The sequence below is a fragment of the Coprococcus sp. LG101-27 genome, from assembly GCF_027695515.1.
GTDB lineage: Bacteria > Bacillota > Clostridia > Lachnospirales > Lachnospiraceae > Allocoprococcus > Allocoprococcus comes.
In genome coordinates, this window is the sequence record NZ_JAQEUJ010000015.1 from 20,746 (window position 1) to 46,674 (window position 25,929).

General features: G+C 47.1%; 22 protein-coding genes. 9 read left to right on the plus strand and 13 right to left on the minus strand.

From position 1 onward, the window contains the following. Positions 1-42 precede the first annotated feature (42 nt). The 10 genes from PG766_RS10880 to PG766_RS10925 all read right to left on the minus strand — a co-directional run bounded on the left by PG766_RS10880 (position 43) and on the right by PG766_RS10925 (position 12,699). The gene (locus PG766_RS10880; RefSeq protein ID WP_270590805.1) at positions 43-1,914 is read right to left on the minus strand and encodes an AAA family ATPase; all 1,872 of its coding nucleotides are present in this window, start codon (positions 1,912-1,914) and stop codon (positions 43-45) included. Positions 1,915-1,925: 11 nt separating this feature from the next. After that, a complete protein-coding gene (locus PG766_RS10885; protein ID WP_024729653.1) occupies positions 1,926-2,228 on the minus strand; it encodes a hypothetical protein in 303 nt (100 codons plus the stop codon). Then, on the minus strand, positions 2,225-3,721 hold the full coding sequence (mobQ, locus tag PG766_RS10890) for a MobQ family relaxase (protein ID WP_117861104.1): 1,497 nt from the start codon (positions 3,719-3,721) through the stop codon (positions 2,225-2,227). The genes PG766_RS10885 and mobQ overlap by 4 nt, the downstream gene beginning before the upstream one ends. Continuing rightward, the gene (locus PG766_RS10895; protein ID WP_003500140.1) at positions 3,687-4,046 is read right to left on the minus strand and encodes a DUF3847 domain-containing protein; all 360 of its coding nucleotides are present in this window, start codon (positions 4,044-4,046) and stop codon (positions 3,687-3,689) included. Before PG766_RS10895 ends, mobQ begins: the two co-directional genes overlap by 35 nt. Positions 4,047-4,428: 382 nt before the next feature. Beyond that, on the minus strand, positions 4,429-5,037 hold the full coding sequence (locus PG766_RS10900) for an ATP-binding cassette domain-containing protein (protein WP_002593328.1): 609 nt from the start codon (positions 5,035-5,037) through the stop codon (positions 4,429-4,431). Next, the gene (locus PG766_RS10905; protein ID WP_004845300.1) at positions 5,034-6,998 is read right to left on the minus strand and encodes a bacteriocin-associated integral membrane family protein; all 1,965 of its coding nucleotides are present in this window, start codon (positions 6,996-6,998) and stop codon (positions 5,034-5,036) included. Before PG766_RS10905 ends, PG766_RS10900 begins: the two co-directional genes overlap by 4 nt. A 215-nt stretch (positions 6,999-7,213) precedes the next feature. Next, complete coding sequence (locus tag PG766_RS10910) at positions 7,214-7,558, minus strand: TnpV protein (protein ID WP_004845299.1); 345 nt, start codon at positions 7,556-7,558, stop codon at positions 7,214-7,216. Continuing rightward, complete coding sequence (locus PG766_RS17130; RefSeq protein ID WP_270590807.1) at positions 7,555-10,680, minus strand: DUF4368 domain-containing protein; 3,126 nt, start codon at positions 10,678-10,680, stop codon at positions 7,555-7,557. Before PG766_RS17130 ends, PG766_RS10910 begins: the two co-directional genes overlap by 4 nt. After that, the gene (locus PG766_RS10920) at positions 10,670-11,206 is read right to left on the minus strand and encodes a hypothetical protein (RefSeq protein WP_270590808.1); all 537 of its coding nucleotides are present in this window, start codon (positions 11,204-11,206) and stop codon (positions 10,670-10,672) included. Before PG766_RS10920 ends, PG766_RS17130 begins: the two co-directional genes overlap by 11 nt. 11 nt (positions 11,207-11,217) lie before the next feature. Further along, positions 11,218-12,699, minus strand: a complete 1,482-nt coding sequence (locus tag PG766_RS10925) for a hypothetical protein (protein WP_270590809.1) — start codon at positions 12,697-12,699, stop codon at positions 11,218-11,220. A 560-nt stretch (positions 12,700-13,259) separates the two neighbouring features. Here PG766_RS10925 and PG766_RS10930 point away from each other — a divergent pair. Continuing rightward, positions 13,260-14,120 carry a PD-(D/E)XK nuclease family transposase gene (locus PG766_RS10930; RefSeq protein ID WP_270205762.1) on the plus strand — a complete coding sequence of 287 codons (861 nt, stop codon included), beginning with the start codon at positions 13,260-13,262 and terminating at the stop codon, positions 14,118-14,120. A gap of 362 nt (positions 14,121-14,482) precedes the next feature. On the opposite strand, the gene PG766_RS10935 is transcribed toward PG766_RS10930, so the two are convergent. The 3 genes from PG766_RS10935 to PG766_RS10945 form a co-directional block, all read right to left on the minus strand. Further along, entirely contained in the window at positions 14,483-15,664 is a 1,182-nt protein-coding gene (locus tag PG766_RS10935; RefSeq protein ID WP_005333347.1) for a site-specific integrase, read from the minus strand. Between the two features lie 34 nt (positions 15,665-15,698). Next, a complete protein-coding gene (locus tag PG766_RS10940; RefSeq protein WP_005333349.1) occupies positions 15,699-15,893 on the minus strand; it encodes a DUF3173 domain-containing protein in 195 nt (64 codons plus the stop codon). Positions 15,894-16,274: 381 nt separating this feature from the next. Then, a complete protein-coding gene (locus PG766_RS10945; RefSeq protein ID WP_005333350.1) occupies positions 16,275-16,592 on the minus strand; it encodes a helix-turn-helix domain-containing protein in 318 nt (105 codons plus the stop codon). Positions 16,593-16,784: 192 nt separating this feature from the next. Between PG766_RS10945 and PG766_RS10950 the strand changes: the two genes are divergently transcribed. The 8 genes from PG766_RS10950 (at position 16,785) to PG766_RS10985 (ending at position 25,416) form a co-directional block, all read left to right on the plus strand. After that, complete coding sequence (locus PG766_RS10950; protein WP_425458801.1) at positions 16,785-16,973, plus strand: 2-ketoisovalerate ferredoxin oxidoreductase; 189 nt, start codon at positions 16,785-16,787, stop codon at positions 16,971-16,973. A gap of 398 nt (positions 16,974-17,371) precedes the next feature. Then, a complete protein-coding gene (locus tag PG766_RS10955; protein WP_005333353.1) occupies positions 17,372-18,511 on the plus strand; it encodes a hypothetical protein in 1,140 nt (379 codons plus the stop codon). Beyond that, the gene (locus PG766_RS10960; protein ID WP_005333354.1) at positions 18,505-19,563 is read left to right on the plus strand and encodes a YqaJ viral recombinase family nuclease; all 1,059 of its coding nucleotides are present in this window, start codon (positions 18,505-18,507) and stop codon (positions 19,561-19,563) included. The genes PG766_RS10955 and PG766_RS10960 overlap by 7 nt, the downstream gene beginning before the upstream one ends. A gap of 51 nt (positions 19,564-19,614) precedes the next feature. Further along, positions 19,615-21,852 (plus strand): SF1B family DNA helicase RecD2, encoded by a 2,238-nt coding sequence (recD2, locus tag PG766_RS10965; RefSeq protein ID WP_117613308.1) that lies wholly within the window; start codon positions 19,615-19,617, stop codon positions 21,850-21,852. Between the two features lie 83 nt (positions 21,853-21,935). Beyond that, positions 21,936-22,883, plus strand: a complete 948-nt coding sequence (locus PG766_RS10970; RefSeq protein ID WP_005333375.1) for a hypothetical protein — start codon at positions 21,936-21,938, stop codon at positions 22,881-22,883. Between the two features lie 54 nt (positions 22,884-22,937). Beyond that, the gene (locus PG766_RS10975) at positions 22,938-24,158 is read left to right on the plus strand and encodes a CHC2 zinc finger domain-containing protein (RefSeq protein ID WP_005333381.1); all 1,221 of its coding nucleotides are present in this window, start codon (positions 22,938-22,940) and stop codon (positions 24,156-24,158) included. Further along, the gene (gene srtB, locus PG766_RS10980) at positions 24,155-24,937 is read left to right on the plus strand and encodes a class B sortase (RefSeq protein ID WP_005333383.1); all 783 of its coding nucleotides are present in this window, start codon (positions 24,155-24,157) and stop codon (positions 24,935-24,937) included. The genes PG766_RS10975 and srtB overlap by 4 nt, the downstream gene beginning before the upstream one ends. 32 nt (positions 24,938-24,969) lie before the next feature. Continuing rightward, a complete protein-coding gene (locus PG766_RS10985; RefSeq protein ID WP_005333384.1) occupies positions 24,970-25,416 on the plus strand; it encodes a hypothetical protein in 447 nt (148 codons plus the stop codon). The last annotated feature ends 513 nt before the right edge of the window (positions 25,417-25,929 follow it).

A 25,929-nucleotide genomic window follows, 5' to 3' on the forward strand; every position in this document is an offset into this window, starting at 1 on the left:
AAAAACCTTGCCGTCTTTGCCATGCTTGCCGTGTTCCTGTTGTCAGTCTCGGAGATAGCAGACCCATGCTGTGCCGTCTTTCTCGGTCACAAGTCTGTCCCCGATACGGCTCTTTGCCGTCCTCATGGTGCGTGAGGAAATCCCACGCTCATTGACTGCCTTTTCCAGTTCTGCGCTCGGCATACGCTTTCCGTCCGCAAGCAGTTCCAGAATGAGCATTTGCGCCTGTGCGGTCTTGCTCTCGGTCTTGGCGGTGTCCGTCCCGGCAAGAAGCTCGTCAGCGGTAATGTCATAAGCTCCTATCCACGCAAACCCTTTCTCGTCTCCCAGAGAAAAGGCAATGGACTGTCCGGGCGGCGCAAGGGAGCTTTTCTCATGGATCAGCACCCTCGTTGTGGGGCTGTCCTTCAGCTTGCCGATAAAGAGCAGACTGCGGACTGCCGCCGTAATGTCGATAGACCCTAATCCCCGGTAGGTGCTTTGCGTTCCTGCGGCTTTGTTCAGGTGTCCGATCAGCACGATAGCGCACCCGGTAGCCTGTGCAATGTCTCCCAGACTGCGGAATATCGGGCGCACCTCGTTTGCTCTGTTCATGTCCACATCTGCACCCAGAAAAGCCTGTACCGGGTCAATGATAACCAGCCTTGCGCTGTTTTCCCGGATTGCCCTTGCTATGCGTTCATCGGCAAGGGTCAGCGGTGTGTCTCTATCGTCAATGACAAGCACTCGTTCAAGGTCTGCGTCTGCTTCTATCAGTCGGGGCTTGACGGTATCACCCAGACCGTCCTCGGCGGTCTGATAGATGATATTGAAAGGCTCAAGTGTCTCCATACCGGGCAAAGGCTTTCGATTGGTGCAAGCCGCCGCAAGGCGCATGGCAAAGTAGGTCTTGCCCTCGCCGGGATTGCCCTGGATAATTGTCAGCTTTCCAAAGGGGATATACGGAAACCATAGCCAATCCACGCTCGTCAGCTCCACATCTGCCATGCGGAGCATGGGGACAGGCTGGGCGGTGGGCAGCTCTCGCAGCGTGATTGTCTCGGCTATGAATTTGCGGCTGGGAATGTCCCCTTGCTGACGGAGAATATCGTTCCAGTCTTTCCTTACCGGGACAAGGCGAATGACGGCGATCTCGCCGGGAATGTCCTGTGCCAGCCGGGTGCAGGCTTCACTTCCTGCGGTGTCGCTGTCAAGGCAGAGGAACACTTTTCGGATGTCCTTGCGTTCAGAAAGAAAACGGTCAAGGGCTTTGCCTGAAACGCCGCCCAGGGCAAGGTAGCTCCTTGTCTGCCAGTCCTGCGGATAAAGGCAGATAAAGGACAAAAGGTCAATCGGTGCTTCAAAGACAAAGAGCTGGTTGCCGTTTCCCTCATAGTGGAACGGATAGGATTTGTCAGACCCGGCAATGTCCTGTCTGAATGGGTCTGCCGTTCCTCGCACATGGGCGTATCTCGGCGTACCGCTTCGGTCTCTGCCGACAAACACAACATTGTGCCGCTTTGCGTCCTCGTAAATATCCCCGGAAAGAAGAAAAGCCTCAACAAGCGTTTTGTTGAGACCTCGGCTTTCTGTGAGATATTGGATTGCTCTGTCGGCTGTCCTGTTGTGCAAGGGCAAGTGAAACGCTGTGGGCGGTGCTGTGCTGGCTTCGCTCTGCCCCTCGGCGCTTTCGCCGGTTAAGAGCTGGACTGCTTCGGGAAAGGACTTGCCGTAAAACTCCATGACAAAATCAATAGGATAGCCGCCCTTGCTCTGGCTGTGGCGAAACCATTTGTTTCCCCGGACGGTCAGGCTGTCATGTTCTTTCCAGCGGTATTCCCGTCCGCTTTTGATAAGTGTCTCTCCCTGTGTGCGGAGAAAATCTTCCAGACTGACGGCGTTTGCCCGGTCGATCTGTGCTTGGGTGTACTGCATGGGCGTCCTCCTTACTTCTTGAAAACAGCGCATCGTCTGCAAATGCCATGCTCACGCTCGTCCAGCGTGTAGGGGCAGTTCGCACATTCCTCGCCGTACTGTCTCATGATAACAGGCAGATAGCCCAGCTCCTGCAACATATCAATCTGGCGGTCGGTGAGGGTGGCTTCAAAGGCAAGGCATTTCCGGGTGTGTTCGTCCAGCTCGATCAGGTCGGAAAGCGGTCTGCCATCGGTCAAAGCTTCTCCGCTCAAAAGGCGTTTTGCCGTTCTGCGGATGGGGTTGTACTCGTTCTTCCAGTCGTATTTTTTCATCGTGTCATATCCTCCTTTTTCTGTCGTGTTTGGGGTCGATTTTGGAGCTTTTGTTCCTCTGTACGCTCGTTAAATCGGGCGGCAGTATCTACACATGACTTGACCTTCCAAAGGCGGTGTAAATCGTCTCTGACGGTCTTAAACTCGCCATAGGTGGTGTTGTGCGCCTGTTCCAGCTCGTCATACTCGTCGGACAGCTTTTTCATATCCACCTTGCCGTCTGGGAACTCCCCGGTCAGCTTTCGTCTGGCGGCGTAGAACTGTATCAGTTCCGCTTCATGCTCTGCCTTGTACTTGGCTCTGGGCTTCTCAAGCTTGATTTTCTGCAAGCCGTCATAGACAGGCTTCAAGTTCTGGAAAGCGGCGGAGCTGTCATAGAGCCGCTTAATCGCTTTCATTCGTGCCGTCTGCTCATCCAGCGTTTTCTTCAAGCTCTCTGTGGCAGCACTGTGTTCGCTGACACGGCTTTCCAAATCTTCAAGAGTGTAAATGCCGTTTGCCCGGAGATAATTGAAAGTCTCGTTCATCTCCTTTAGGTTGCTGACCTTGCCTTTCTGCGAATACGCCCCGGCTCTGCGCTGGGTGTAATAGGCGTTCAGCAGCGAAACAAGGTCGGGTGCCTGCGGCTTGGCAAGCTCTGCTTTTGCTTCGGCAATCCAATCAAACAGGAGAGTGATTTTCTTCTTGATGTCCCGGATAACGGCATTGGTGGCTTTGATCCAGCGGTTGAACTCGCCTTTCTCGGTGCGTATGCCTTTCTTCTCCATTGCCCGGACGGTTGCGCCCTCGTGGATAGTGGGAAGAAGCTCCACGCCCTGACGCTCATAGCTCCGGTGGTCGATACGAACATCAATACCTTTTTCCGCAAACTTGGCATTGCATAGCTCCGCCCATGCTTCACGCCAATGTTCCAGCGTTTCGGGACTGCCCCAGTCGGTAGTGGGAACGGCGTTGAAAACAAACTCGCCGTTCTGGTCTCGGATACGGTTGCCGTCCTCGTCCAGCTCGTACACCCGGCGTTGCTTTAGTCCCCATTTGCCGTTCTGCTCGATGGGACGGATGGGGCAAAGCACATGGAAGTGTGGGTTTGGTATGCCGCCGTCCTCCCGGTCGGGCTGGTGTACGGCGAAGTCAACCACCATGCCCCGGCTCACAAAGTTCTCCAACAAAAATTGCCTTGCAAGAGCGATGTTTTCCTCAAGGGAAAATTCATTCTGCAAGGCAATGTCAAAGCTGTATGCAAGCTGGGCGTTCTTTCCACGCTCGGCTTTTTCCACGGCGTTCCATAGGGTCTGGCGGTCTGCGTATTCGGGCGGTGCATGGGACGGCAGGAGAATGTCAGAGCAGATCACGCCGCCCTTGCGGGTGTAGTCGCTGTATTCGCCGTAATACTCGCTATACAATCGCTCCCCGGCTCGGTAGGCGGCAGAAGCGATAGCGGACTGTCCTGCGCTTCGCTTAGTCTGCGTGACGCTCAGATGAAATAGTGCCATCGGCTTTCAACTCCTTTTCTCTGTTTGCTTGGCTGATATGAGTAATCGCCATGTGACGGACGGCTCGCTGGACTTCGGACAGGGAAAAGATGTGTTCCATCAGCTCTGTCATTTCGGTGCGTGTGAGATCTTTGACCTCCGGGGCAAGGCTCTCAATCGTGCCGCCCAGATTGCAAAGGCGGTGGGTGCGCTTGGTGCGTTCGCCTTTCTCCAGATACTTCTTTCTATTCTCCAGACGCTCCAGCTTGTGTTGTTCCTGTGCAAGCTGCGTCTCGGCTCGTTCCTTTTCGGCTCGGAGCTGGTCAAGGGTTTTCGGTTTTGTCATTGTGATTGACCTCCTTTTTTGATTTTGGGGATAAAAAAAGACCGTCAACTTTTCGCATAGTGCGACCAGTCAACGGTCTGATTTTCGGTATTTATTTTTCCAAACTTGCTGGCGGCGAACAGCATTTTATGCTGTTTGCGGACGGCAAGTCCACAGGGGATAGCCGCATTAGCGGCGCAAGGGGGTGTAGCCACCTTGACGGAACGAAGTGACGCAACTTTCTCGGTCGGGCAGTTTTCTTCTGCTGACAGAGAATGAAGCTCCGCAGGACGCACATACTCCCGATAGGAGAGTATAGAAGTGCGCCCTTTAGTTCCTAAAGGGATTTTCTTCTGACCCAAATTATATAAAATGTAGATCAAGACATTTCTAAGAGGTACTCTCAGATTTTCACAACATAAGGTTCATCTTCAATAATACCCTGATCGTGGGTAACAATGATAACCGTTTTACCTTCTTCATTGAGTTCGTGCAATAACCTCATAACAATATCTCTATTTTTCTTGTCAAGTGAGCCAGTAGGTTCATCTGCCAAAACAACAGAACATTTTTTCATCATAAGACGAGCTAAAGCAACTCTCTGTTGTTCACCACCGGAAAGCTGATAAACTTTTTTGTTAACTTCCTTTGATAACCCCACACGATTAAGAGCTTCTTTAAGTGATACTTTAGTTCGGCTTGATTTTTTAATCAAACTTAAATTTTCTTTAACTGTCTTATTTTCAAGCAGTGCAAAATTCTGAAAAAGAAACCCCACTGTATCCGCAAAAAAACTGTTTTTATTTTTAAGCCGGGTAATATTCAGCCCTTCGATTATGATACTGCCGCTATCCGGTTTTTCGATACCACCAATCATATTGAGTAAAGTGCTTTTTCCACTGCCGCTATCGCCGCTGATTACTACAAAACTTCCATCCGGAATTTCTAAATTAAAGTTAGAGAAAATTATTTTCTCTCCAAATGCTTTATTTAAGCCACGAATTATAATCATAAACATCCTCCCTTCAATGACTTTGAGATATTTGTTTTTTCAACCCACATAATATTTGTGAAAATGATTGCCATTTCAATAATGGTGAGCAACGCTCCAATCAGTAAAGCAATCCCGACACTTGCGTTAGATATAAAAATTGAAACAATGCAAATCAATATCACAACGGCTATATTTTCTAAGAGATTAACGGAAATAAATCTTTTGTGCCTTTCATAAAAGCGATAGCCCAAAACCTTTTTGAGGGAGATTTCCATCGCATTAAGTCTAAATTCCATTTTCACTTCAGATATGATGATAGCGATATCTAACAGCAATACTAATACGCAAAGAGAGCTTATAAAGCCAATCAGTTTCACGAGGAAACTATGACTATAAATGTAATCCTCTCCGACATTCGTCAGCATAAAATAGTGTGAACCAAGCTGTTCTGAATATTTTTTCGCAACACTGCGAATTGTGCTTTCATCGCATCCGTAGATTACCTCACCATTATATGTTCCTGTTTCGATATAACTTCCATTTAAAGCAACAGCCTCATTTGCCTGATAAATCACAATCGGATTTGTTACTCTTGACAATCCGTCAATAGCCTCTTCTCTGTTCGAATTGAGATAATAAAATTGTTCTCTGCCAGAATATTCTTTATAAACAACACGCAGTTCTTCTGCATTTTGGGTAAGAGAGCCAATTTCCTCTTTTGCGATATCTTTGTATGATTCCGCATTTCTTCCCTTTGGCACGAAGACCACGATATCCTCTTTTTCATCATCTTCAGTAAGCATATCAGAAAACCCTTGTAGCATATCTCTGGCATTATGATTTACAAAAATATAATTATCCGTATCGCTTATCCGGCTGCCTATGCAGACCACCGGATTTATCGTGTTGTATTCATTTTCGTAAAGGTCATTCCAAAATTTGCTCTCTTTGGATTCCTCCTCATTTTCTTCAAAAGGAGGTTCAATCTGCATAACTCCAAAATAATAATCATTATAATGATTTTCTAAAAGAGTAGTGTTTGTAAGTAAATTACCTTGAATGCTACTGAGATTTGTAGTTATTGTAAAAATTGTCATAGCAGTAGCAAATACTTTAAGACCGTTCAGAAGATAAAACATACCTTTTTTATCTGAAGCATTGGCAAAGGCTTTTTTTACATCAAAGCGGACAAAAGCAGCATAAGGAATTACGGAAAGAACTGCTCCGGCACAATACACTGCCAAAATGAGATGATCTTCATACGCTCCCGATATAAATTGAGAAACAAGCAACTTTGCTAAGACGAATAATGCAGCATATGAAATCATATCAGCCACTACAGCTTTTAGAGCAATCACAGCAGCATTTTCGCCCAGAGAAGCTCGTACAACTACTTCCTTTTGCCTGCGTATCACCTCAATCATATTAAGTACAATCATCAATATGGCAACCAGGCCCCAAACAATGAACATCATATCAGTTTCGGTTGATTGCCAAAACTCTGGCTGCGATATAGAATATTCTTTTGCCAAATCTTGATATGTGGCAATAATGTCATCATCATCACCGATATAGCTGACCATTATTTCCTGTCCATTGCCTGTGTTTTTTGCTTCTCTAAAATCTTCAAATTCTATTACGGTGATTCCACCTATCAAAGCCGTATATGTTTTTTCCTCAATATCCATTGTGCTTTTAAGACTATCCCGAACAACGGTATCATCACCATAAATATAAAGTCTTGTCTGATAATTAGAAACTCTCTGATTAAAAGTCGAAAAAATATGAACACCATGCTTCTCAGCTGTATCTTCTGCATTGGCTAAAAATGAATCCATATCGTCATTAGTAGTTGTGTATCTGGACGATAAATAATAAGCACCATTAAAGTTCCAGAGCATATTTTGATATACTTCAGCTTGCATAACAAAAGCAAAAATAATCGTAATCAACAGCAATATATTTCTTATATGTTTCATTTGAAATTCTTAAACCTCCTTTGAATAGGTAACAGACACACGATTGCCCAAAATACTAATATGGATTTTTTCATACAACCACATTCTCTTGTTAGATTCTAATTTTCCGTTTTCTTTATTCGCATAAATTGTACCATAAAACTCGTGAACAATTCTACCGCAACTTTGGACTACATGAGAAAAGTCCGAACAGTTTTCTGCCCGGACTTCCTCGCTCAATCATAAATCAATTCCGCTTTCACAATCTCCTCTGCCTGTGCCTTGCAAGCGTTCATCTGCCGCACCCATTCCATTTGGTTTTTGGCTTTTAGTTGCTCGGTCACGCCGTTTTGCTCTGCCAGTGACCGCACGATCAGCTCCATGCGGTTTCGTGCCGCTTCGTCAATCTCGGCGCAATGCTCAAAGAGCTTGTCGGATAGCACCAGCTCATTGAACAGTATCGGACGGTGCATTTCCAGATACGCCTTGCGAAGTCTGCCGTAGTGTCCGAGGGGCTTGGTCTTGCGGATAACGATGTTCGGGATAAGATAATCGCCGTTCTGTGTATAAGTGATATTCATGCTGTTTGTACTCCTTTCATCGGCTCTCTCTGCGGTAAACTGCTGACAGGGACGAACACTCCCTTTGCAATATCCTCCGCACGAATAGCGGCTTTCTTGGCTTCGATTTCTGCCTTTTTTCTCCCCTTGATTTTGTCCTCGTATCGCTTCTGCGCTCCGCTGGCTTTCCGCTTCAAGTAGTTCTGATGAAGCCTGTCCTTGCGTTCCTCACGCTTGCGGATTTCCTCTAATTCCTCCGGGGTAAGCTCCGCTTCTCCAAACGCCGGGGGAACGAATCGCCCAACAAAATTGAAGTAAATCTCAACCTCCTGTGTGGTCTGTATACTTCCTTTGCGGTCACGCTCATGCACAAGAATTTTCTCGATAAACTCGTTGAGCATGGCAATGGTCAGCTTGTCGAAGTTCTCATACTTACCAATCAGAGCGATAAAACGGTCAGCGTCCTTTTCGTGCTTCTCATAGCTCTTGACAGCCTTTTCCAGAACAGAGATTTCAGCGGTAAGCTCGGACTGTTCCTTTTCGTATTGAGCGTCCAGAGTGGCGTATCTGCTGTCGGACAGCTTGCCTAAAATGTTGTCCTCATAGATTTTGCAGAGCAGGACTTCCAGCTCGGAAACTCTCTGCTTTGCTGTGGCAAGGCGTGTCCGCTGTTTCCTGACCTCTGCCGTCTGCTGGCTGGACTGTGCTTCCTGCACCACACGGACAAACTCGGCTCTGTCATGCTTGGCATATTCGGCAATAGCTTTGAGCATTTCGGAAACAAGGGACAGTACCACATCTTCATTGATACGGTGCTGTGTCGTGCAGAGCTTTCCAACTGGGACTTTGCTGTATTGGGAACAGGTATATTGAGAAATACGCTTGCCGTTGTTGGTACGGTGGACATACATCTTGCCGCCGCAATCGGCACAATAAAGCAAGCCTGTGAGGGGAGCTGCTTCGCCCCAGCCGTCCGGGTAGCGTCTGACATTCCCACGGATTTTCTGCACAAGGTCAAAGGTCTGCTGGTCAATAATGGCTTCGTGCGTATTCTCAAAAATCGTCCATTCGTCCTCCGGGACATAATGGCTTTTCTTGTCCTTGAAGTGCTTTCGGGTCTTGAAATTGATGGTGTGTCCCAGATATTCACGCTTTTCAAGAAGGTTGCAGATGGTGGAAGAACCCCAGCCGTACACATCTTTGAAAGTCTTATTCTTGTTCACGCCCTCGCCGTGCTGGGCAAGGTAAGCGGACGGAATGAGAATTTTTTCTTCTTTCAGCTTGCTGGCGATCTGATACGGACCGTAGCCCTCAATCGTCATGGCAAAGATACGCTTGACCACCTCTGCGGCTTCGGGGTCAACCAACCATTGGTCTCTGGCTTCGTTCCAGAGATAGCCGTAAATGACTGTGCCTGTGAGGTGCTTGCCGGACTTGCCTTTGGACTGGAAAGTGGAACGGATTTTACGGCTGGTGTCTCTGGCGTAATACTCGTTCATAATGTTGCGGAAAGGGGTAAAATCATCGTCCCCTCTGGCACTGTCCACGCCGTCATTGATGGCGATAAGGCGAACGCCACGCTGACGCAGGATTTCCATAATCTGACCGACTTTCAGATAGTCACGACCCATGCGACTCATGTCCTTGATGCACAGATACTCCACATTCCCGGCTTCAACCTCTTTCATCATTGCCAAAAATCCGGGACGGTCAAAGCAAGTACCACTAATGCCATCGTCCGTGAAATGGACAATGTTCGTAAAGCCCTGCCGTGCGGCGAACTCCTCCAACATAGCCTTTTGATTGGAAATGGAATTGCTCTCACGCTGTTGGTCATCATCTTTGCCAAAGTCATCACGGCTCAGTCGTTCGTACAGAGCTGTGATTTTCTCGTTTTTTCTCATAACTTGCGCTCCTTTCTTCGGTTTTAGGTTGTGTGTTCTAAGAGACTTCCCAACCGCTTGATTAAGAAGTCTTTTAGAGCATACAACACCTGCGGCCACCTTGAAGTTTTTGTAGTTCATCAGGGCGAAGTCCTCGTCGGCGGAAAGTCCCCCGCAGTCGGCGGGCTTCACACCGTCGGAGTTGCGCTTGAACTTACTGGGCACCCAAGACCAGCCGTTATCTGCCTGCTTGGTGCCAAAGCTCCTTGAGAGACCGGCATTTCCCGCAGTGTCAGGAGAAGAGCCGTCGTTTTGCTTGTATTTCTTGCCCTCCTCGATTTGGAGGAACATGAGGTCAAGAGCGGACTTGAAGTTCTCATCGTTCTCTCGTGCTTCCGCAAGGGAGAGGAGCGTGAGAAGCGAGGACATGTTGTAGTCCTTCGCCGGGAACCAGTCACGCAACAAGGCGATGAGCGCCGTGTAGAGCATCTTTTCGGCGTTCTCCCAGAACGGGTCACCGCTCGATTTCCCCTCGGGGTTCGTGTTCATAATGAAGCAGTTCACGAAGGAGAGGATATCGGTATCCGTCTTCACGTACTTTAACGGGTTGTAGTGCATGGACTCATCAAGGTTGATGGTATTGAAGCTCTTGAGCTTATAGCCGTTGTCCGTGAACAGGTATCCGGCATCCTTAAGAAGGGTTCCCTTTGGGTCGGTGACGAAGTAGCTGGTGTTGAGCTGGCAGATGTTCGGTGTCACGTAGTTAAAGGTCTTACCGGAGCCAGAGCCGCCGACCACGAGGACGTTTAGGTTGCGGTCATATTCCGGGTCGAACTTGGGGCGGTGCAGGGCAAGGCCAAAGTTCTTGGTGAAGAGAAGATTGTTGTCTTCGGTCTGCAAGTCCTTGAACTTCTTTCCTTCCTTCAAAGTGCCCCAGCGGGCGGAACCGGATTCTTCGCCGGAACGATAGTTTCCGATGAACGCCACGTAGCGAAGCCAAATCATCCAGATAATGAGAAAGCAAGCCCCGCCAAACAGCAGGGAGTTACTGGTCATATCGAGGGCAAACGGCGCATCCCCTATGGTCTCCCACATGGTGAGCATGGCATCGCCCAGATGGTCGAAAATCTGCCCCGGATAGGTGACGAGGGTTTCGGCATAACGGTCACCGAGATAGAAGAAGACCGTGGCGATGAAGAGGGTACCGAGTGCCGAGGTGGCAATCTTCTTATTGATTTCCGGGTTCGCGCTATTTGCCATATGCATCCTCCTTTTCCACTGCTTCCAGCACAAGCAGGAGCGTGGTCACAATACTCGTGCGCGTCTCCCGCGTGGCCGCGTGGCGGAATCCTTCATAGCAGGTGAGCGAAAAATCCTCGGACACATCAATACCGTTGGAATCGCGCGGAGTGAGACCGTCGCAACGGGAAAGGGCGGAAGGCTCCCAAAGGGTCGTGATGCCATCTTCCGATTTCACGCGCTTGCACCCGGACTTCATTTCATAGAAAAGGTTGTCGAGGGTGGTATGGGTTTCATTGTCCTTTGGCAGGGCGGCATCAAGAAGGGAGATGAGGTTTCCGATGGTACACTGGGAAGGCTCGCACCAGTCCCTTAAATATCCAAGGGCTGCCATCAGAAGAAGTTTTTCCGTCTTCTTAAAGAAGTCCCCATCTGAATCGGAAAGGTTCACGATGGATTCTGCGATGGTCTCGATATCGCTGTCCGACTCCATGGTAAGAAGCGGGGAGCATTTCAGCCTGTCCGGCAATTTGTCTTTGAGGGTCATGGTTTATCTCCTTACAATGCGTCTTCGCCGTTAATGGGTATAAAGGGCAGGCTCGAACCATGCTCCCGCGTGGTTTCCTGCGCCTTCGTCTCCGTATCCATCTGGTTCTTGGCAGCGGTCATATCCCGTGCTTCCCCCGTGAGGGAATAGGACTCGGAATCATATTGCTGCTCCTTGCGAATGTCGGAAGGACGAATCTCACTTCCGGTCTGCTCCGCGTCCATGACGGCGGTGCGGGAATCGGTATCTGCACCATCGTGGCTCTCAATGCCGGAGTTCGGGTCGGGCGTGCGCCCGTCGTTATCCATGGAACCGTCGGATGCAACCGGCTCTAGCATCTGTTGTTCGTCACGCATCTGCTCCTGCGCCAGACGCGCATTCTGCATGGCAAGGTCTCCATCCGGGAGGGTGCCAGTGTTCTTCGGGGTATTCTGCTCGAACCAGTTGTGGGTTACATCGAGGTCGTACCGGTTCTTTAACGTCTCCGCAGAGACCGGCCAGTCGCGACCGCGCTCATACGCCGGTACCGAACCGTCCGTATTCAGACTTGCAGGCTCGTAGACCATGACCTCACCCTTGCTGGTTTCGGTCACGCCGAAGCCCTGCGCGTTCATCTTGCGCTCGAAGTCGGAAAAGTCCGTGCAGTCTTCCCTTGCCTTCTGGGCAGCGTTTCGGATGTTCTGGGTATGGATGGCGGTGTCCTCGGGACGAAGTGTGGCAACCTTATCGCTGCGGGCAGGTGCATCCTTTCCCGGCGCGTCATAGGTCTTTTCCGGGGCATCCGTTTTCACCTGCGTCGCGTGAACCTTGTAGGGGGCACCGACAGAAATCACATCGAAATCCTCATGGGTCTCACGACCAACCATCTCGGTAAGCTCCTTGTGGGAGTAACCGGAGAAGAAAATCGAATCGTCGATATTAAGGTTTTCGGTATCCTGCTCGCTAAAGAGCATATCGTAAGTCTCGTCTGGTGCATCCTTGTAACGGATGGTGACCGGAATGACCGTTACGTCCTCTGCCGGGAGGTCGGGATAGCTTGTCAGCTCTGTGAGGGAATCCATGGTCTTCTTATTCACGGGTTCCGCGTGATTCAGTGCGTCGGTGATACGCTGCTCATCGAGACGCGCCATCACGTCCTTAAATTGCGGGGCATACCCTGCGACGGTCTTAGCATCCTCCTTGGCAAAGGCAAGGAATCCGTTTCCCTGTTTGTCCGTGTAGGCGGCGGCATAGGTACCATTCTCGCGGCATACCTGCGCATAGTAGGCGGCTTCCTCGGAAGTACCAAAGGGCACGACCACCTGCTCACGAGAGGATTGCTTCTCAGCCATGGCTTTTGCCTGCGCGGGAGTGTTCCCTTCTTTCTTATAATGGCGCTGCCACCAGTCAAAAGCACGTTCCCTGCCACGTCCGAACCGCAAGTAGTTCTCCACCTGCCTTGTGACGAAGTTTAGGAGGGCGTTTCCCATGTCATCGCCGAAATCCTGAGCCATGTGGCATCATCCTTTCTTTTCCGATTTCCTGCTTTTTGAAGCGGCAAGAATGCCGTCTCCTTGGGGACAGATTATAACGCAGGCTATTTTTCTATCCCTCTGCCCTATACACGAACATGCAGGTAGAAACTGCCAAGGCAGAGATGCCGATGATAGAAAAAGACACCATTTGGCATCAAATGAACCCATTTGCGCCTATTTGCGAACGTTGACCCTTTTCTCGTCCGGGTAGAGGGATTCGCCCCTCAACCATCCCGCCCACAAATCTTTCATAAATCCGCAGGCGGATTGACGGAAACATTTGGAACGGAAAAGTTGACCGGCTCCGACTTCCGTGCATTCGCCTTCGCTGCCGCGATGCGCCGGACGCAGGAAAAGCGAGGGGCTTTCCCGTCGGGCACCGCGACCGCTCATTATATGCACGGAGATTGCTTAAATGGGGCGCTGCCCCAGACCCCGGCCACTCCGCGCAAGCCGCAGGATTTTGTCCTTTCGGCGGGGAAAATACAAGTCTTGAATGTTTACTGGCTTTCTTGTAAAATATATATATAGCAAGATGGTTGATACCTTCTTGTGAGTCGAACAGGAGGTGGTCTTCACCGATGAATCAGGAAGAAACGATGCTTAAGCATAAGGAGAGATACAAGAAAACGATTAAGAATCTGACCGTGATGAGCGATATTTTCGCGCGGAATGTATTCAAGGATAAGAAAGCCTGCGAGTACGTTCTTAGAATCATCATGGAGGACAAGGATTTGACCGTCATCGACAATGAGACGCAGGTGGATTTCAGAAACATGCATGGCAGAGGTGTCGTGCTGGACTGTGTGGCAAAGGATGGAAGCGGACGCATCTTCAACGTCGAGATACAGCAAGACGATGAGGGGGCGCACCCGAAACGTGCCAGATACAACCTCGGGATGATGGATTCCAACGTGCTGGATACGGGAAAGAACTTCGATAAGCTCCCGGAAACCTACGTGATATTCGTCACGTTGAAAGACGCACTGGGGCACGGACTTCCGATAGCCCATATCGACCGGATAATCCGCGAGAACGGCAAGGAGTTCGGGGACGAGGAACACTTCATCTACGTGGATTCGAGCAAGGACGATGGCGGCGAGCTTGGAAGACTGATGCACGATTTCCGTGTGAAGGAAGCGAAAGAGATGCAGGCGGGAGCATTGAAAGACCGCGTGCACGAACTGAAAGAGACCGAGAAAGGAGTGGAGCATATGTGCAAGGAAATGGAAGCCCTGCGTCTGGAAGGCGTGGAGGAAGGAAGACTGGAAGAGAAAAGAGAGAATGCCAAAAGCATGGCGGAAGACGGCATGACGGTAGATAGAATCGCAAAAATCTTGAAAGTGAACGCCCAGATGGTGCAGGAGTGGCTTGCAGGTAGCGTTTCTACGGCAAGATAGATAACCACTTAGACGGCTTTACGGTTTTACGACTCTGCGGGTTTCTGGCTCGCAGGGTTTTTGAAAACAGGTAAATAATTTTGTTAATGAAAAACTCGTTACAAATGGGGACATAACCCAGTTGATAACGAGTTTTTTGTTTTGAAAGACGATAGTTTTGATTGCACACTGATTGCACACCTGCGTATTTTTTTGTTGTTTTATAGGTTGCTATATTGCCTTATATTGCCGGAAAATCGCTTATTTTTCGGCATATGGAAGGTTGTCGAAATCGAGTTTGAATAGTTGACGCTGGGCTACAAAGCCCGTAACCACGGGGCTTTGCGGCTTTGGGTGTTTGAAATTGCATTATCATTGCATTTTTATATTTCTTTGTGATACATTGCAGTATGCTGATTACTGGTATAATTAGCAATACTTTGAGAAGCTGACTGGTAGCTGAGAACCCCGGTCAGCTTCTTTGCAATCTCAATATTGGTGTTTGGATACAGATGACCATAAGTTCCTAGTGTCGTCTGTATTTTTTCATGTCCAAGACGCTCTTTAATCAGCAGTGGATTTTCGCCCATGCTGATAAGCAGGGAAGCATGCGAATGTCTCAGGGCATGAATTTTGATTCTGTGGACACCAGCTAAATTTGCCAATTTCTCTAATGCTCTTGGAAGCGTTGTTTTGCTGGTGGGTGTACTGTTATAACTCAGTACGAATCCACAATTTGGTAAAACCTTTGCCTGGACCGCCTTCCATTCTTGTAATTCCTTGATGGTATCAGCATCAATATAAATGGTACGGTTGCTTGCCTGCGTCTTAGGTTCAACGAATTTGTAGTCATTCATTGTTTTATAGTACAGTGTTTTACTAATAATCAGCATACCTGTTTCAAAATCAATATCATCCCACTGTAAGGCGGCAGCCTCTCCAATACGCATTCCAGTCATAAATAAAAGCCAGAACGAGATGAAGAGATAGTGCTCGTAGTAGTCACCTTTGTACAGCAGGGATATTACCTTCTGAAACTCCTCCAAAGTCCAGAAGTCGATCTTTACTTTTTTAGATTTGATATTGCCGATCATGCGGGCAGGATTCTTCTTTGCAAGTCCGAGGATAATCGCCCGGTCAAAAGCTAAACATAACATTCCCTGAACAATGCGTACATAGTTTGGACTGAATTGTTTTGCCAACTTGAGCTGCCAGGTCTGTACATTTATCGCTTCTATTTCGGACACTTTCTTCTTGTAGAAATAGGCAAAGTGTTTTTGAATGGTCGAGTAACGATTCTTGTAGGTACTTTCTTTCACCTGAGTTTTGTACCACGGAAGATAGATTTCTTCAATAAACTTTTTGAAGGTAATGTCTTCCTTCTTATCAGCTAATTCTTCCGTTGATGCAAGAATCAATTTGGAATACTCGGCACGGGCTTCTTTTTTTGTTGAGAATCCGCTGCGGTATTTTTGAATCTGTTTTCCGGTTACAGGATGATATCCGAGGTTGGCTCGAAAATAATAAGTGCCGTTTTCTGCTTTTTTAATTGGATCTTTTGCCATGATTTCACTCCTTACTAAAATGCAAAAAGCACGATCATTCTTGCTTATCGGGCAAAGTAATCCCTAATAATTCTTCAACGGCTTCTTTTGGAACCCTGTCTAATTTTCTGGATTGATAATAGGTATGCCCCTTTTCTACCATAAGTTCCTTTGCTTTTTTGATAATATCAGCAGCAAAGGAAGGACCGTAGCCTAATTCAATCAAATCCCTTTTTGTTACAGTTATCATGAATCTCCTTTCCACAGACAGGGAATCAACTTGATACCTGTCTATTATTATATCAAATTTTGAGTAAAAGTTCTCTAATAAAAGCGCTATAAGCTAAAATCCCAAAAGTCTATGTTATTCTTTCAGAAGCCAGTTCCTATGCCCGTTCCGGCCACGTAAAACGGTGTTACTTTGTAACTATTAAGCTGCAGGCGTGCGAAGATGCAAACTATCTGCAGTCACCTATATCAATCTCCCGAAAGATTTCTTTTGTTTTCAAGGTACGGCGAATGGATATATTACCCATTCAATTAAGGAATAGGGGGCTTTTCTTTAAGATTGAAAAATTTTAAGAAAAAATGATAAAAATAAAAGCTGCCTTGATTTGGCAGCCACGGAAATCTATTTGCGTTTTAGAGCCAGACGATTCAGCATGGAAATGAGCGCAAGCATATCCTCGTCATCGAGTTGTTTCATCAGATCAGTTGCTTTGTCAATCAGAGGAAGATTGTGCAGCTCTGAATCGAAGAACTGTTGAGGAGTGACTTCCAGATAGTCACAGATATCCAGAAAGCTCTGCATGGTAGGCAGAGAACGTCCGGAAGTGAGGGACTGGATGTAGCTTTTATTTTTGCCAAGATCCAGACTCATCTGATATTCAGATACATTTTTCTTTAAACGCAGTTCGCTGATGCGTTCTCCAATAAAGTTTTTATCCATACATTTACACCTCTCTTCCACATTTTAAACTATTTACTTACAGCAAATTACGGAATAAAATAGAGATATATTTGAAATATAGTGATTATTCCGTAATATAACCGTAATTTACTAAAATGATACAAAAAAAGAAATTATGGATGATAGAAAATGGATTTTGGGGTATGATGATAGCAAAGGAAGTGGATGTCTGTGCGGATTATAGGAAATGAGCAGGAAATTGAATGGGCGAAGGAAGCACTGCGGAATCAATGTAACGATTGTCCCTACTTGGACTGCTGTAATGAAAAGGCGAAAGAGGAGTCAAAGCAGTGTGGAACGGTTCGGTTTGGCTGCCGGGAGTATCTGAAAGAGAAGATTGAATTCGTAGTAGAAAAATAGATGTAGTATTTTGAACAAATATAAACACCATATATAGTATAAGCCTGAATTGACATGAGGAATATCTTGTGCTAGTATACTGATATAGTTTATTTTATGCACACCCTTTTTGGGGAGTTTCGGGATTCATAAGAATCTCCAAACTTACAGGAAACAGCAGGAGCTGATTCCTGGCATAAGTAGTTTATGTTTGTAGTGAGTGTCACGGTATGCCTTTTTTGGCTGCGTGGCACTTTTGTTTTTTCAGGAAGAAACCAGACTTTTAAGAATGAACAGAGAAAAGACTCTCTTTTCATTCTTTTTTTGTGCTTACATTTAGGTTTCGGCATAGTTGCATGCCACAACCAGCTTCGGCTGTTGATGGATAAATATTATTTTAAGAAAGGTGGAATAAGAACATGAATGAAGCAAGAGTGTATGCAGATGGATTTGAGAGATCCTTTGCAGAAGTAAAAGATCTGCTGGAGTTTCTGGCAGAGAGAGGAAGAAATGCCAAATGGATCAGAAAGCCAACGAATACGTTACGGCTGGCACCACTGGAAAAGGAGGCTCAAAATCTGGATGCGGCAGATGCATCCATGGAAGAAATTTTGGAGGATACAGAGAAGAATACGCAGCTTGTACTGAAAATGAGAGGAGAATCCTATCCGGTACGTGACTGTGCCATCCGCACCATTTTAAGCCGCGCAGGTGTCAATGGAGACGGGCTTCGCAAGCTGGATAAGGCAACATATGCGAAGGTAGTCAATTACTGCCTGCGGGTTGCAAAAGGGGATGCCCTGATTAAGATTGCGGACGGAAAGGTTTCCGCAGTACATGGCGGGGATAAACATGATTATTGCATCCTTGATATGAAAGCCATGTTTGAGACAACCTGCGAATATCTGAATCTGAATTTCAAAGGCAGTGTTTACATGGAGGGCTCTGGTATCTATGACCATTCCATTGTATCTGCCATGTGGAAGCTCGGAGGAAGTCAGGAACTTCTGGATACTTACCGAAAAGCACTGGATGCACACGGAATGGATGAGAAGATCCTGTCACCGGCACTTCGTTTTACCACATCTGACGTGGCAGCGAGCGGTGCAAATCTGTATCCGATGCTTTTGACAGACGGACCAAACGGCGTTATCAGTCTGGGAAGTCCAATCAAGCTGGCTCACGATAAAGGGGCAACGATTCTGGACTTCCGGAAAAATCTGGAGCAGGTATGCGCCCGCTATGTGGATGCGATGAAGAATCTTACTCAGCTTATGGACATTGAGATCCGTAATCCGGTGAACTGCCTGAAGCTGCTGATGAAGGAACTTGGCATTAAACAGAAGATCCGGAATGAGGTGGTGGAGCTATTTGTATCCCAGAACGGGGAAGGTGCCTGTACGGCACATGATCTTTATTATGCCATGAATGAAGCCTCCTTTTTTGCAGCCTGTGAAGGAATGTCCGGACAGGGCATCCTGAAGCTGGAGGAGGATATTACGAAGGCGCTTATAAAAGACTGGAAAAAATATGACGTTTATGGAGCAGTCAAATGTTAGGAGGAATTGGAATGAATAACAAAGCAGAGTATACACCGGAAAAGGTTGTGGATATCAGTAACCTGTCAAGAGAAGACTGGTTGGAATACCGCAAAAAAGGAATCGGCGGCAGTGATGTAGCGGCAATCATGGGGATCTCTCCATTTGCCACTATCCGGGATCTGTTTTACAACAAAACAGGTGTGCAGCCGGTCATTCAGGAGGAAGAGGAAAGCAACTGGGTTGCCAAGGAAGTCGGACACCGGCTGGAAGATCTGGTGGCAGAAATCTTTTCCAAAAAGACCGGACTGGAAGTATTTCCGGTACGTGTCATGTTCCGGCATCCATTATATCCGTTCATGCTTGCAGATGTGGATTTTTTTGTTCGTATGCCGGATGGGACATTTGCGATTCTGGAATGTAAAACCTGCAATTATAATGCGAAAGATAAGTGGGCTGATGAGGGTATTCCAGCTCATTATGTGCTGCAGGTAAGGCATTATCTGTCTGTGATGAATATGCAGAAAGCCTTTATCGCATGCCTGTATGGAAATAACGAGAATGAGTTTGTGTATCGCACCATTGAGCGTGATCTGATTGAGGAAGAAGACATCATTGATCAGGAAACGTATTTCTGGCAGGAACATGTATTGAAAAATGTAGTACCGCCGCATAACGGGAATTCCGATCTGGTTCTGGCAAATATCCGTAATTATGGTGGTTTTGCAGACAAATCTATTCCGGAAATTGTGCTTTCCGGTCTGGAATCAAAAAATCTTGAGAAGTATCTTACCCTTTCGGAGGAAAAGTCACAGTTGGAAAAACGGAAAAAGGAAATCGAAGCAGAACAGCGGGCAATCAGTGTTCCTTTTGTGGAACAGCTGGGGCAGGGCTGCAAGGCAGTGCTGGAGGACGGTACGAACCGTTACCGTATTACCTATAATCCGACCAGACGTACTTCGGTTGGGAAAGACCAGATGGAGAAGCTGAAAAACCAGCATCCGGATATCTATGAGGAATATACAAAAACAACGGAGAGCCGTACTTTCCGAATTAAGAAGGAGGCGGCGTAATGAGAAAACCAAATGAACGGATGCGGATAAAAAGCTGGAGGGATATAAACAATGAGGTGCAGATTTAAACATAAGATTTTCCAGAATGAGGAGAATGGGTATACGATTGCCATATTCACCACACAGGATACGTCTGTCCCCCTGTCAGCCAGAGACAAATATCTGGCATCCCGGAATATCATCGGCTTCTCAGCGATTGGATTCGGTCTTCCGCTTACAGACGAGATTGAGCTTGAGATGGAAGGCAGATGGGAGAGCGGAGAGCATGGAACTCAGTATCAGGTGGAAAATTTCATGGAGGTTGTACCACGGACAAAGGAGGGTATCTTAGGATACCTTTCTTCCGGTGCAATCAAAGGTATCGGTCCCAAGATGGCAGATACTATTTTCCGGAAGTTTGGGCTTCAGACACTGGAAATCATGGAAAACAACCCGCAGGAACTCTTGAAGATCCGTGGAATTTCCGAGAAGAAGCTGGCTGCTATTGTGGAGTCCTATGGAAAAAACCAGGTGTTCCGGGAACTGATGACGTTTCTGGCGCCTTTTAAGGTAACACCCAAAAAAGTGAATATGATTCTGAAGAAATTCGGAAATGAATCGGTGGATATTATCCGGCACCGCCCTTACATGCTGAGTGCAGTCAAAGGCTTCGGGTTTCTGACTGTGGATGCGATCGGAAGACAGTGCTGCTGTGCACTCAATGATCCCATGCGGATATCCGGGTGCATCGGACATATCATGAATCAGGCAATGAAAGAAGGACATCTGTTTAAGCAGCGTCAGGAGGTTATCAGGGAAGCACTGGAAATACTGAACCGGGATCTGCAGGTCATGGCAGTATCGGAGCAGGATGTCAGTCAGGTGCTTTACCGGCTGGTGCTGCAAAAAAGCATTGTTGTGGAGGAAGAACGGATCTATTCTATCCGGCAGTATGAAGAAGAAACACAGACCGCTTCCATGATAGCCAGACGGCTTTTGGAGAAGCCGGTTTTGCTGTCCATTGAACCGGAGCTGGAAAAGGCACAGAAGACACTGGGGATCACGCTGTCAGAAACACAGAAACAGGCAGTGCGGATGGTGTTTGCACATCCCATCAGTATTATTACCGGAGGTCCCGGAACCGGAAAGACAACGGTTCTCAAGGTGATTCTCTATATCCATCAGGCGTTATGCAGGTCAGAGGTACAGCTTATGGCTCCGACCGGACGTGCGGCAAGACGTATGGTGGAGAGTACCGGCTGTGAAAATGCATCCACGATGCATCTGGCCCTGGGGCTTTTGGGAGATGATACGGATTTTGAACCGGATTTTGAGTACCTGTCTGCCGGATTTCTAAATGTAGATGAGGTGTCCATGGTGGACATGCATCTTGCCTATGAATTTTTCCGGCGGGTTAGCAGACATGCCAGAGTCCTTTTAGTCGGGGATAAGAACCAGCTTCCATCCGTAGGAGCCGGGGATGTGTTCCGGCAACTGATTGCCTGCGGGCTGATTCCGGTCACGGTACTGGATCTGGTTTACCGGCAGGGCGCTTTGAGCAGCATACCTTATAATGCAAAACTGATGCAGGAGAATAAGACTAATCTGAGCTTTGGGGAGGATTTTCAGTTCATTGCCTGTAAAGGAGCAGATGAAGCGGCAGAGATTGTCCGGAGGATTTATCTGGACGAGATTGCAAAAAACGGCATGGATCAGGTACAGATCCTGACTCCGTATCGGAAACGCAGTGCTGCCGGAGTGGATGAATTGAACAAATCTCTGGAGGATTTTGTAAATCCGCCAATCGCAGGGAAGAAGGAACTGCATATCGGCAGTCAGGTGTTCCGGGTTGGCGATAAGATTTTACAGAATAAAAATACCGAGATGGCGAGTAACGGCGATCTGGGCAGGATACTGGACTGTATCACGGATGAGGATGGAAATGCCAGGGCAGTGATCGGATTCCCGGATGGGCGGCAGGTGCAATATGAAGCTGACCAGATGGAAATGATCGAACATGCTAACGCAACAACCATCCATAAGGCACAGGGTTCCGAATGTCCGGTTGTCATCATCCCTTGGGTAAAAGCCTTTTATATGATGCTGAAGCGCAATATTCTCTATACCGGAGTGACCAGAGCGAAAAGCAAGGTTTATCTGGTAGGGGAATGGGCTGCAGTCTGTCAGGCAATCCATACGGATGACAGCGGGACAAGGAACACCATTCTGAGTGAGCGGATCGTACAGTATTACGATCAGTATCAGAGTGAACAGAAACCGGAAATGGAGCAGTTAAAACTTGTTGTTTAAAAATATTTTTCAATTTTTGAAATAAGCGGACTATTACTCTTATATAGGGGAACGTCTGCTTTTCTAAATGAAAGGAGCAGAGAATGAAAGAATTATTGTATAAGAAATCAGAGGCAGTTGCCGCTTTGAACCGTGTGGATGGCTTCCATCCGATGGAACTGGCAAGAAAGATTGGAGAAGAAGGGCAGGAGGAGCAGCTTTATCTGGATGTGAAATACCGGAAGCTATGGTTTCGTCTGGTCAATCCGGCAGGAAAGATCATCAGCCGGATTATCACTTTCACAGAGAACATGGCAGTTGTGGAAGCACGTATCTATCTGGATAAATGTGATCAGGAAGACAATTATGTAGCCAATTCCTTTTCGCAGAAATTCCGGAGCGATGACCCGAAGTTTGGAGACAAATTTCTGGAAATGGCAGAAACAGCAGCCGTAGGAAGGGCATTATCGGATGCCGGATATGGTGTGCAGTTTGCGGATGTGGGAGAGGAAAATGATCCTGCACAGGTAGATGCCGGAATTCCATATCAGAATCCACAGATGCCGGATTCAGGTGCCATGGAAAATGCAGCCATGCCGGATTCGGGTGTCATGCCAAATGCCCCTATGCCAACTTATGGAGAGATGCCAGGTCAGCCGGAATATGCAGGCCAGCAGATGATGAATCAGTTCTATCAGCAGGCACAGGCGGCGGGAAGCACCATTTACCATGGCAGTGGACAAATGCCTGGCTACGGTTCCGCTCCGGCTGCCTCTACGCCGCCAAAGACCGGACAGATGCTGCAGGGAGCATTACAGAATCTGGATACGTCCCTTCCGGTAGAAGAACTGATGAAACACATGAACTATGAAATGGCAGTCGGGACTGTGATTCCGGGAAAGGGAAAATACGGCGGAAAGACCATGGGACAGGTGGCAGTTGAAAGCCCGTCAACGATCCAGTGGTTTGCCGAGCAATATTCCGGACCGAACAATCTGGTTCCGGCGGCAGCAAAGGTAATTTTACAAAAAGCAATGCCGATGGCTGGTTAAGGAAGAACCCCGCAGAGAGCTTTTTTCTGCGGGGGAAAGGAGGAAGAGACCGGGATGTATTATGATATGTCTGGGTTTGATTATGGAATACTGGATGTGGTGCAGGTGCTGCATCTCAGAAAGCGGCGGGGAAACTATTATGACTGCCCGTTTTGTGGAGAGACGCATGGAAAACTGAATATCAATGTGGAAAAGAATGTATTCCGGTGCAACCGCTGTGATGCGTCCGGGGGGATGCTGAAGCTTTATGCGGATTTGCACAATGTTACACTCTCCGAAGCAAATCAGCAGATCCGGGAAGCATTAGGAAAAGGAGAATACCGGACGGATTATATCAAAGCAACGCCGGTACAGGAAGAAAAGGCAACGGCAGAGCTTGCACCCATAGAGGAAATCCACCGGACGTATCAGAGAATGCTGTCCATGCTCACGCTTAACAGGAAGCATCAGGAGGATCTGCAAAGACGAGGATTAAAACCGGAACAGATCGAAGCACAGCGTTACCGGAGTGTCCCGCTGTTTGGAATGAAGAAGCTGGTCAAAAGGCTGGCAGAAGAAGGATATATGGTGAAAGGCGTGCCGGGATTCTACCGGGATACAGACGGAAACTGGACGATTAACTTCAAAGCAGAAAACTCAGGAATCCTGATTCCCATAGTTTCTTTGGACGGGTTCATCCAGGGTTTTCAGATCCGGGTAGATCATGTGACTGACACGAAAAAATATATCTGGCTGTCCAGTGTCAATTATGACCAGGGAGTTTCCTCCGGAAGTCCGGTACATGTGATCGGTGATCTTGCCGCAGAACGTGTCTATCTGACCGAAGGAGCCTTAAAAGGGACCATAGCCCATTATCTGTCCGGCGCTACCTTTGTGTGCGTTGCCGGAGTGAACCAGTACCGGAATCTGAAACCGGTGCTGGAGCGGATGAAAGGATATGGGATGAAACAGCTTTTGGAGGCGTATGACATGGATAAGAAGATGAAAGTAGCCTGCAATAAGCATGACAGTAAGTGTGCGGTCTGTTTTGAGCGTTCCCCTGTTATCTGCCAGCATAAGGCGGAGAAACGGAGGATTATCCAGAACGGCTGCAATAAGGTCTATGAAATCTGCCGGGAGCTTTCCCTGCCGATGAACCGGATGGTCTGGGATATGGACGAGAGCGGGGAGTGGAACGGGAAACACAAGGGGATTGATGACTATTTAGCCGCCATCAAACAGAAGGAAGGAACCGGGGCACAGACTTCGGCTCTTCCGAAAGGAGAACAATCATGAGAAAAAAAGGAAATACGGTTCTTGCAGGACTCATTATCTGCCTGTTGCTTGTTTTTCTCGCAGCGGCAGGAAAACTCTTTGGTGCTTATCTGAAGTATCAGAAAGGGGACGTAAGTTACGAGAAACTGCAGGAATATGTTCAGGAACCAGAGGAAGAAGAATCACCGGAGTCTGAGAAAGAAAAGGAGGAACCTAAGAATAGGTATCTAGAAATTGATTTTGCAGGTTTAAAAGCGGTTAATCCGGATGTCATAGCGTGGATTCAGATTCCGGCACTGGATATTAGTTATCCGGTGGTACAGGGGAAAGATAATGCATATTATCTTCATCACCTTTTTTCGGGAGAATCCAATATCAACGGGAGCATCTTTGTGGACTGCCATAATCAGCCGGACTTTACGGATCAGAATACGATCGTGTACGGGCATAATATGAAAAACGGGAGCATGTTCGGAACTCTGGATAAGTACCAAGACAAAGAGCTATTTGAACAACATCCGGAGTTTTATCTCTATTTGCCGGACAAGATCCTCAAGTATCGTATCTTTTCCTGCTATGCGGGAAGAACCGGAAGTGAGGGATATAGGTATCATTTCCCGGAAGCGGAAGATTTTCAGACGTTTCTGGATACGGTGTCTTCTTATAGGGATTATGATACCGGCACCGAGCTGTCGGCAACGGATCGGATAGTTACGCTGTCTACCTGTGTCAATTCCAGACGGAATTATCGCTATCTGGTACATGGAAAATTAAGCAGTGAGATCATCACAGAGGAATAAAAGAATCGTGCTGGTGTGAGAAGAAATTTCTTATGCCAGCTTTTATTATGGGAGGAAATGTAATGGGAACAGCATTGGTTATGGAACATGCAAACGCACTGGCACAGATGATAGTCAGTGAAAAGGACAAGTTATTTGATGAAAGAGTGGAGGCTCTTGTAAAACTTTATAGAAGGGCGGAATTTTATCTGAAGCAGGGATTTCTGGAGAGCATCGTCTGCGAGTTCCATCGGAAGAAAGTGGAAATGATTATGCAGGCGGAAACAAAAGGAGAGATTACGGAAATACTGAAGTTATCAAAACCGCATTTTGACGGGAAAAAATTTGTCTATACCTCTCCGTATGCTGTGGAAGAGGAAGAGCTTCTCCTTTGGTCTCTGACATCACTGCAAGGTCCACTCCGGGATGAAGGGTATCGAAGATATCGGGAATTATTTGAGAAGTGCCTGCCGGAGATGGCAGAAAAGATTCCGGCGTAGAACAATGGCATAACAAAGGAACGAAAAAACTATCTTTTATTTTACTGTAATTTCACTCTTTATTGAATCTGCAATACTTTACAAAGTTTTTTACGGAAAAATGCTTCGGATTAATATACTTAACACCAGTATCTATCAGCTTAAATTTTGAATAACCAAACACCAGTGTTTCATTATTCACAAAAATCGTCATCTATCCAGAAAGCAGGTAAAATATGTTCACAATAATCAGAGTATTTTCTGCATTCAATACATTCTTCATCTAAAGAATCTACGCCGACATAATGAATATGATAATCTACAGTATCGTTTACAAATCTTTCAAGGAAGATGTTCAAAACAAAGGCTACTCTATCATCACAATAAACATAACCAATTAAATTCTTATGAATGATACAGTAAACGAGATAAACACAGCGTGTATCAACGATGCAGTTGAAATTGTATCCAGATTAAAGCCTATTTATACTTTAAAGCATGCACGGAGACAGCAAGAAGACCTATTCCTGTACG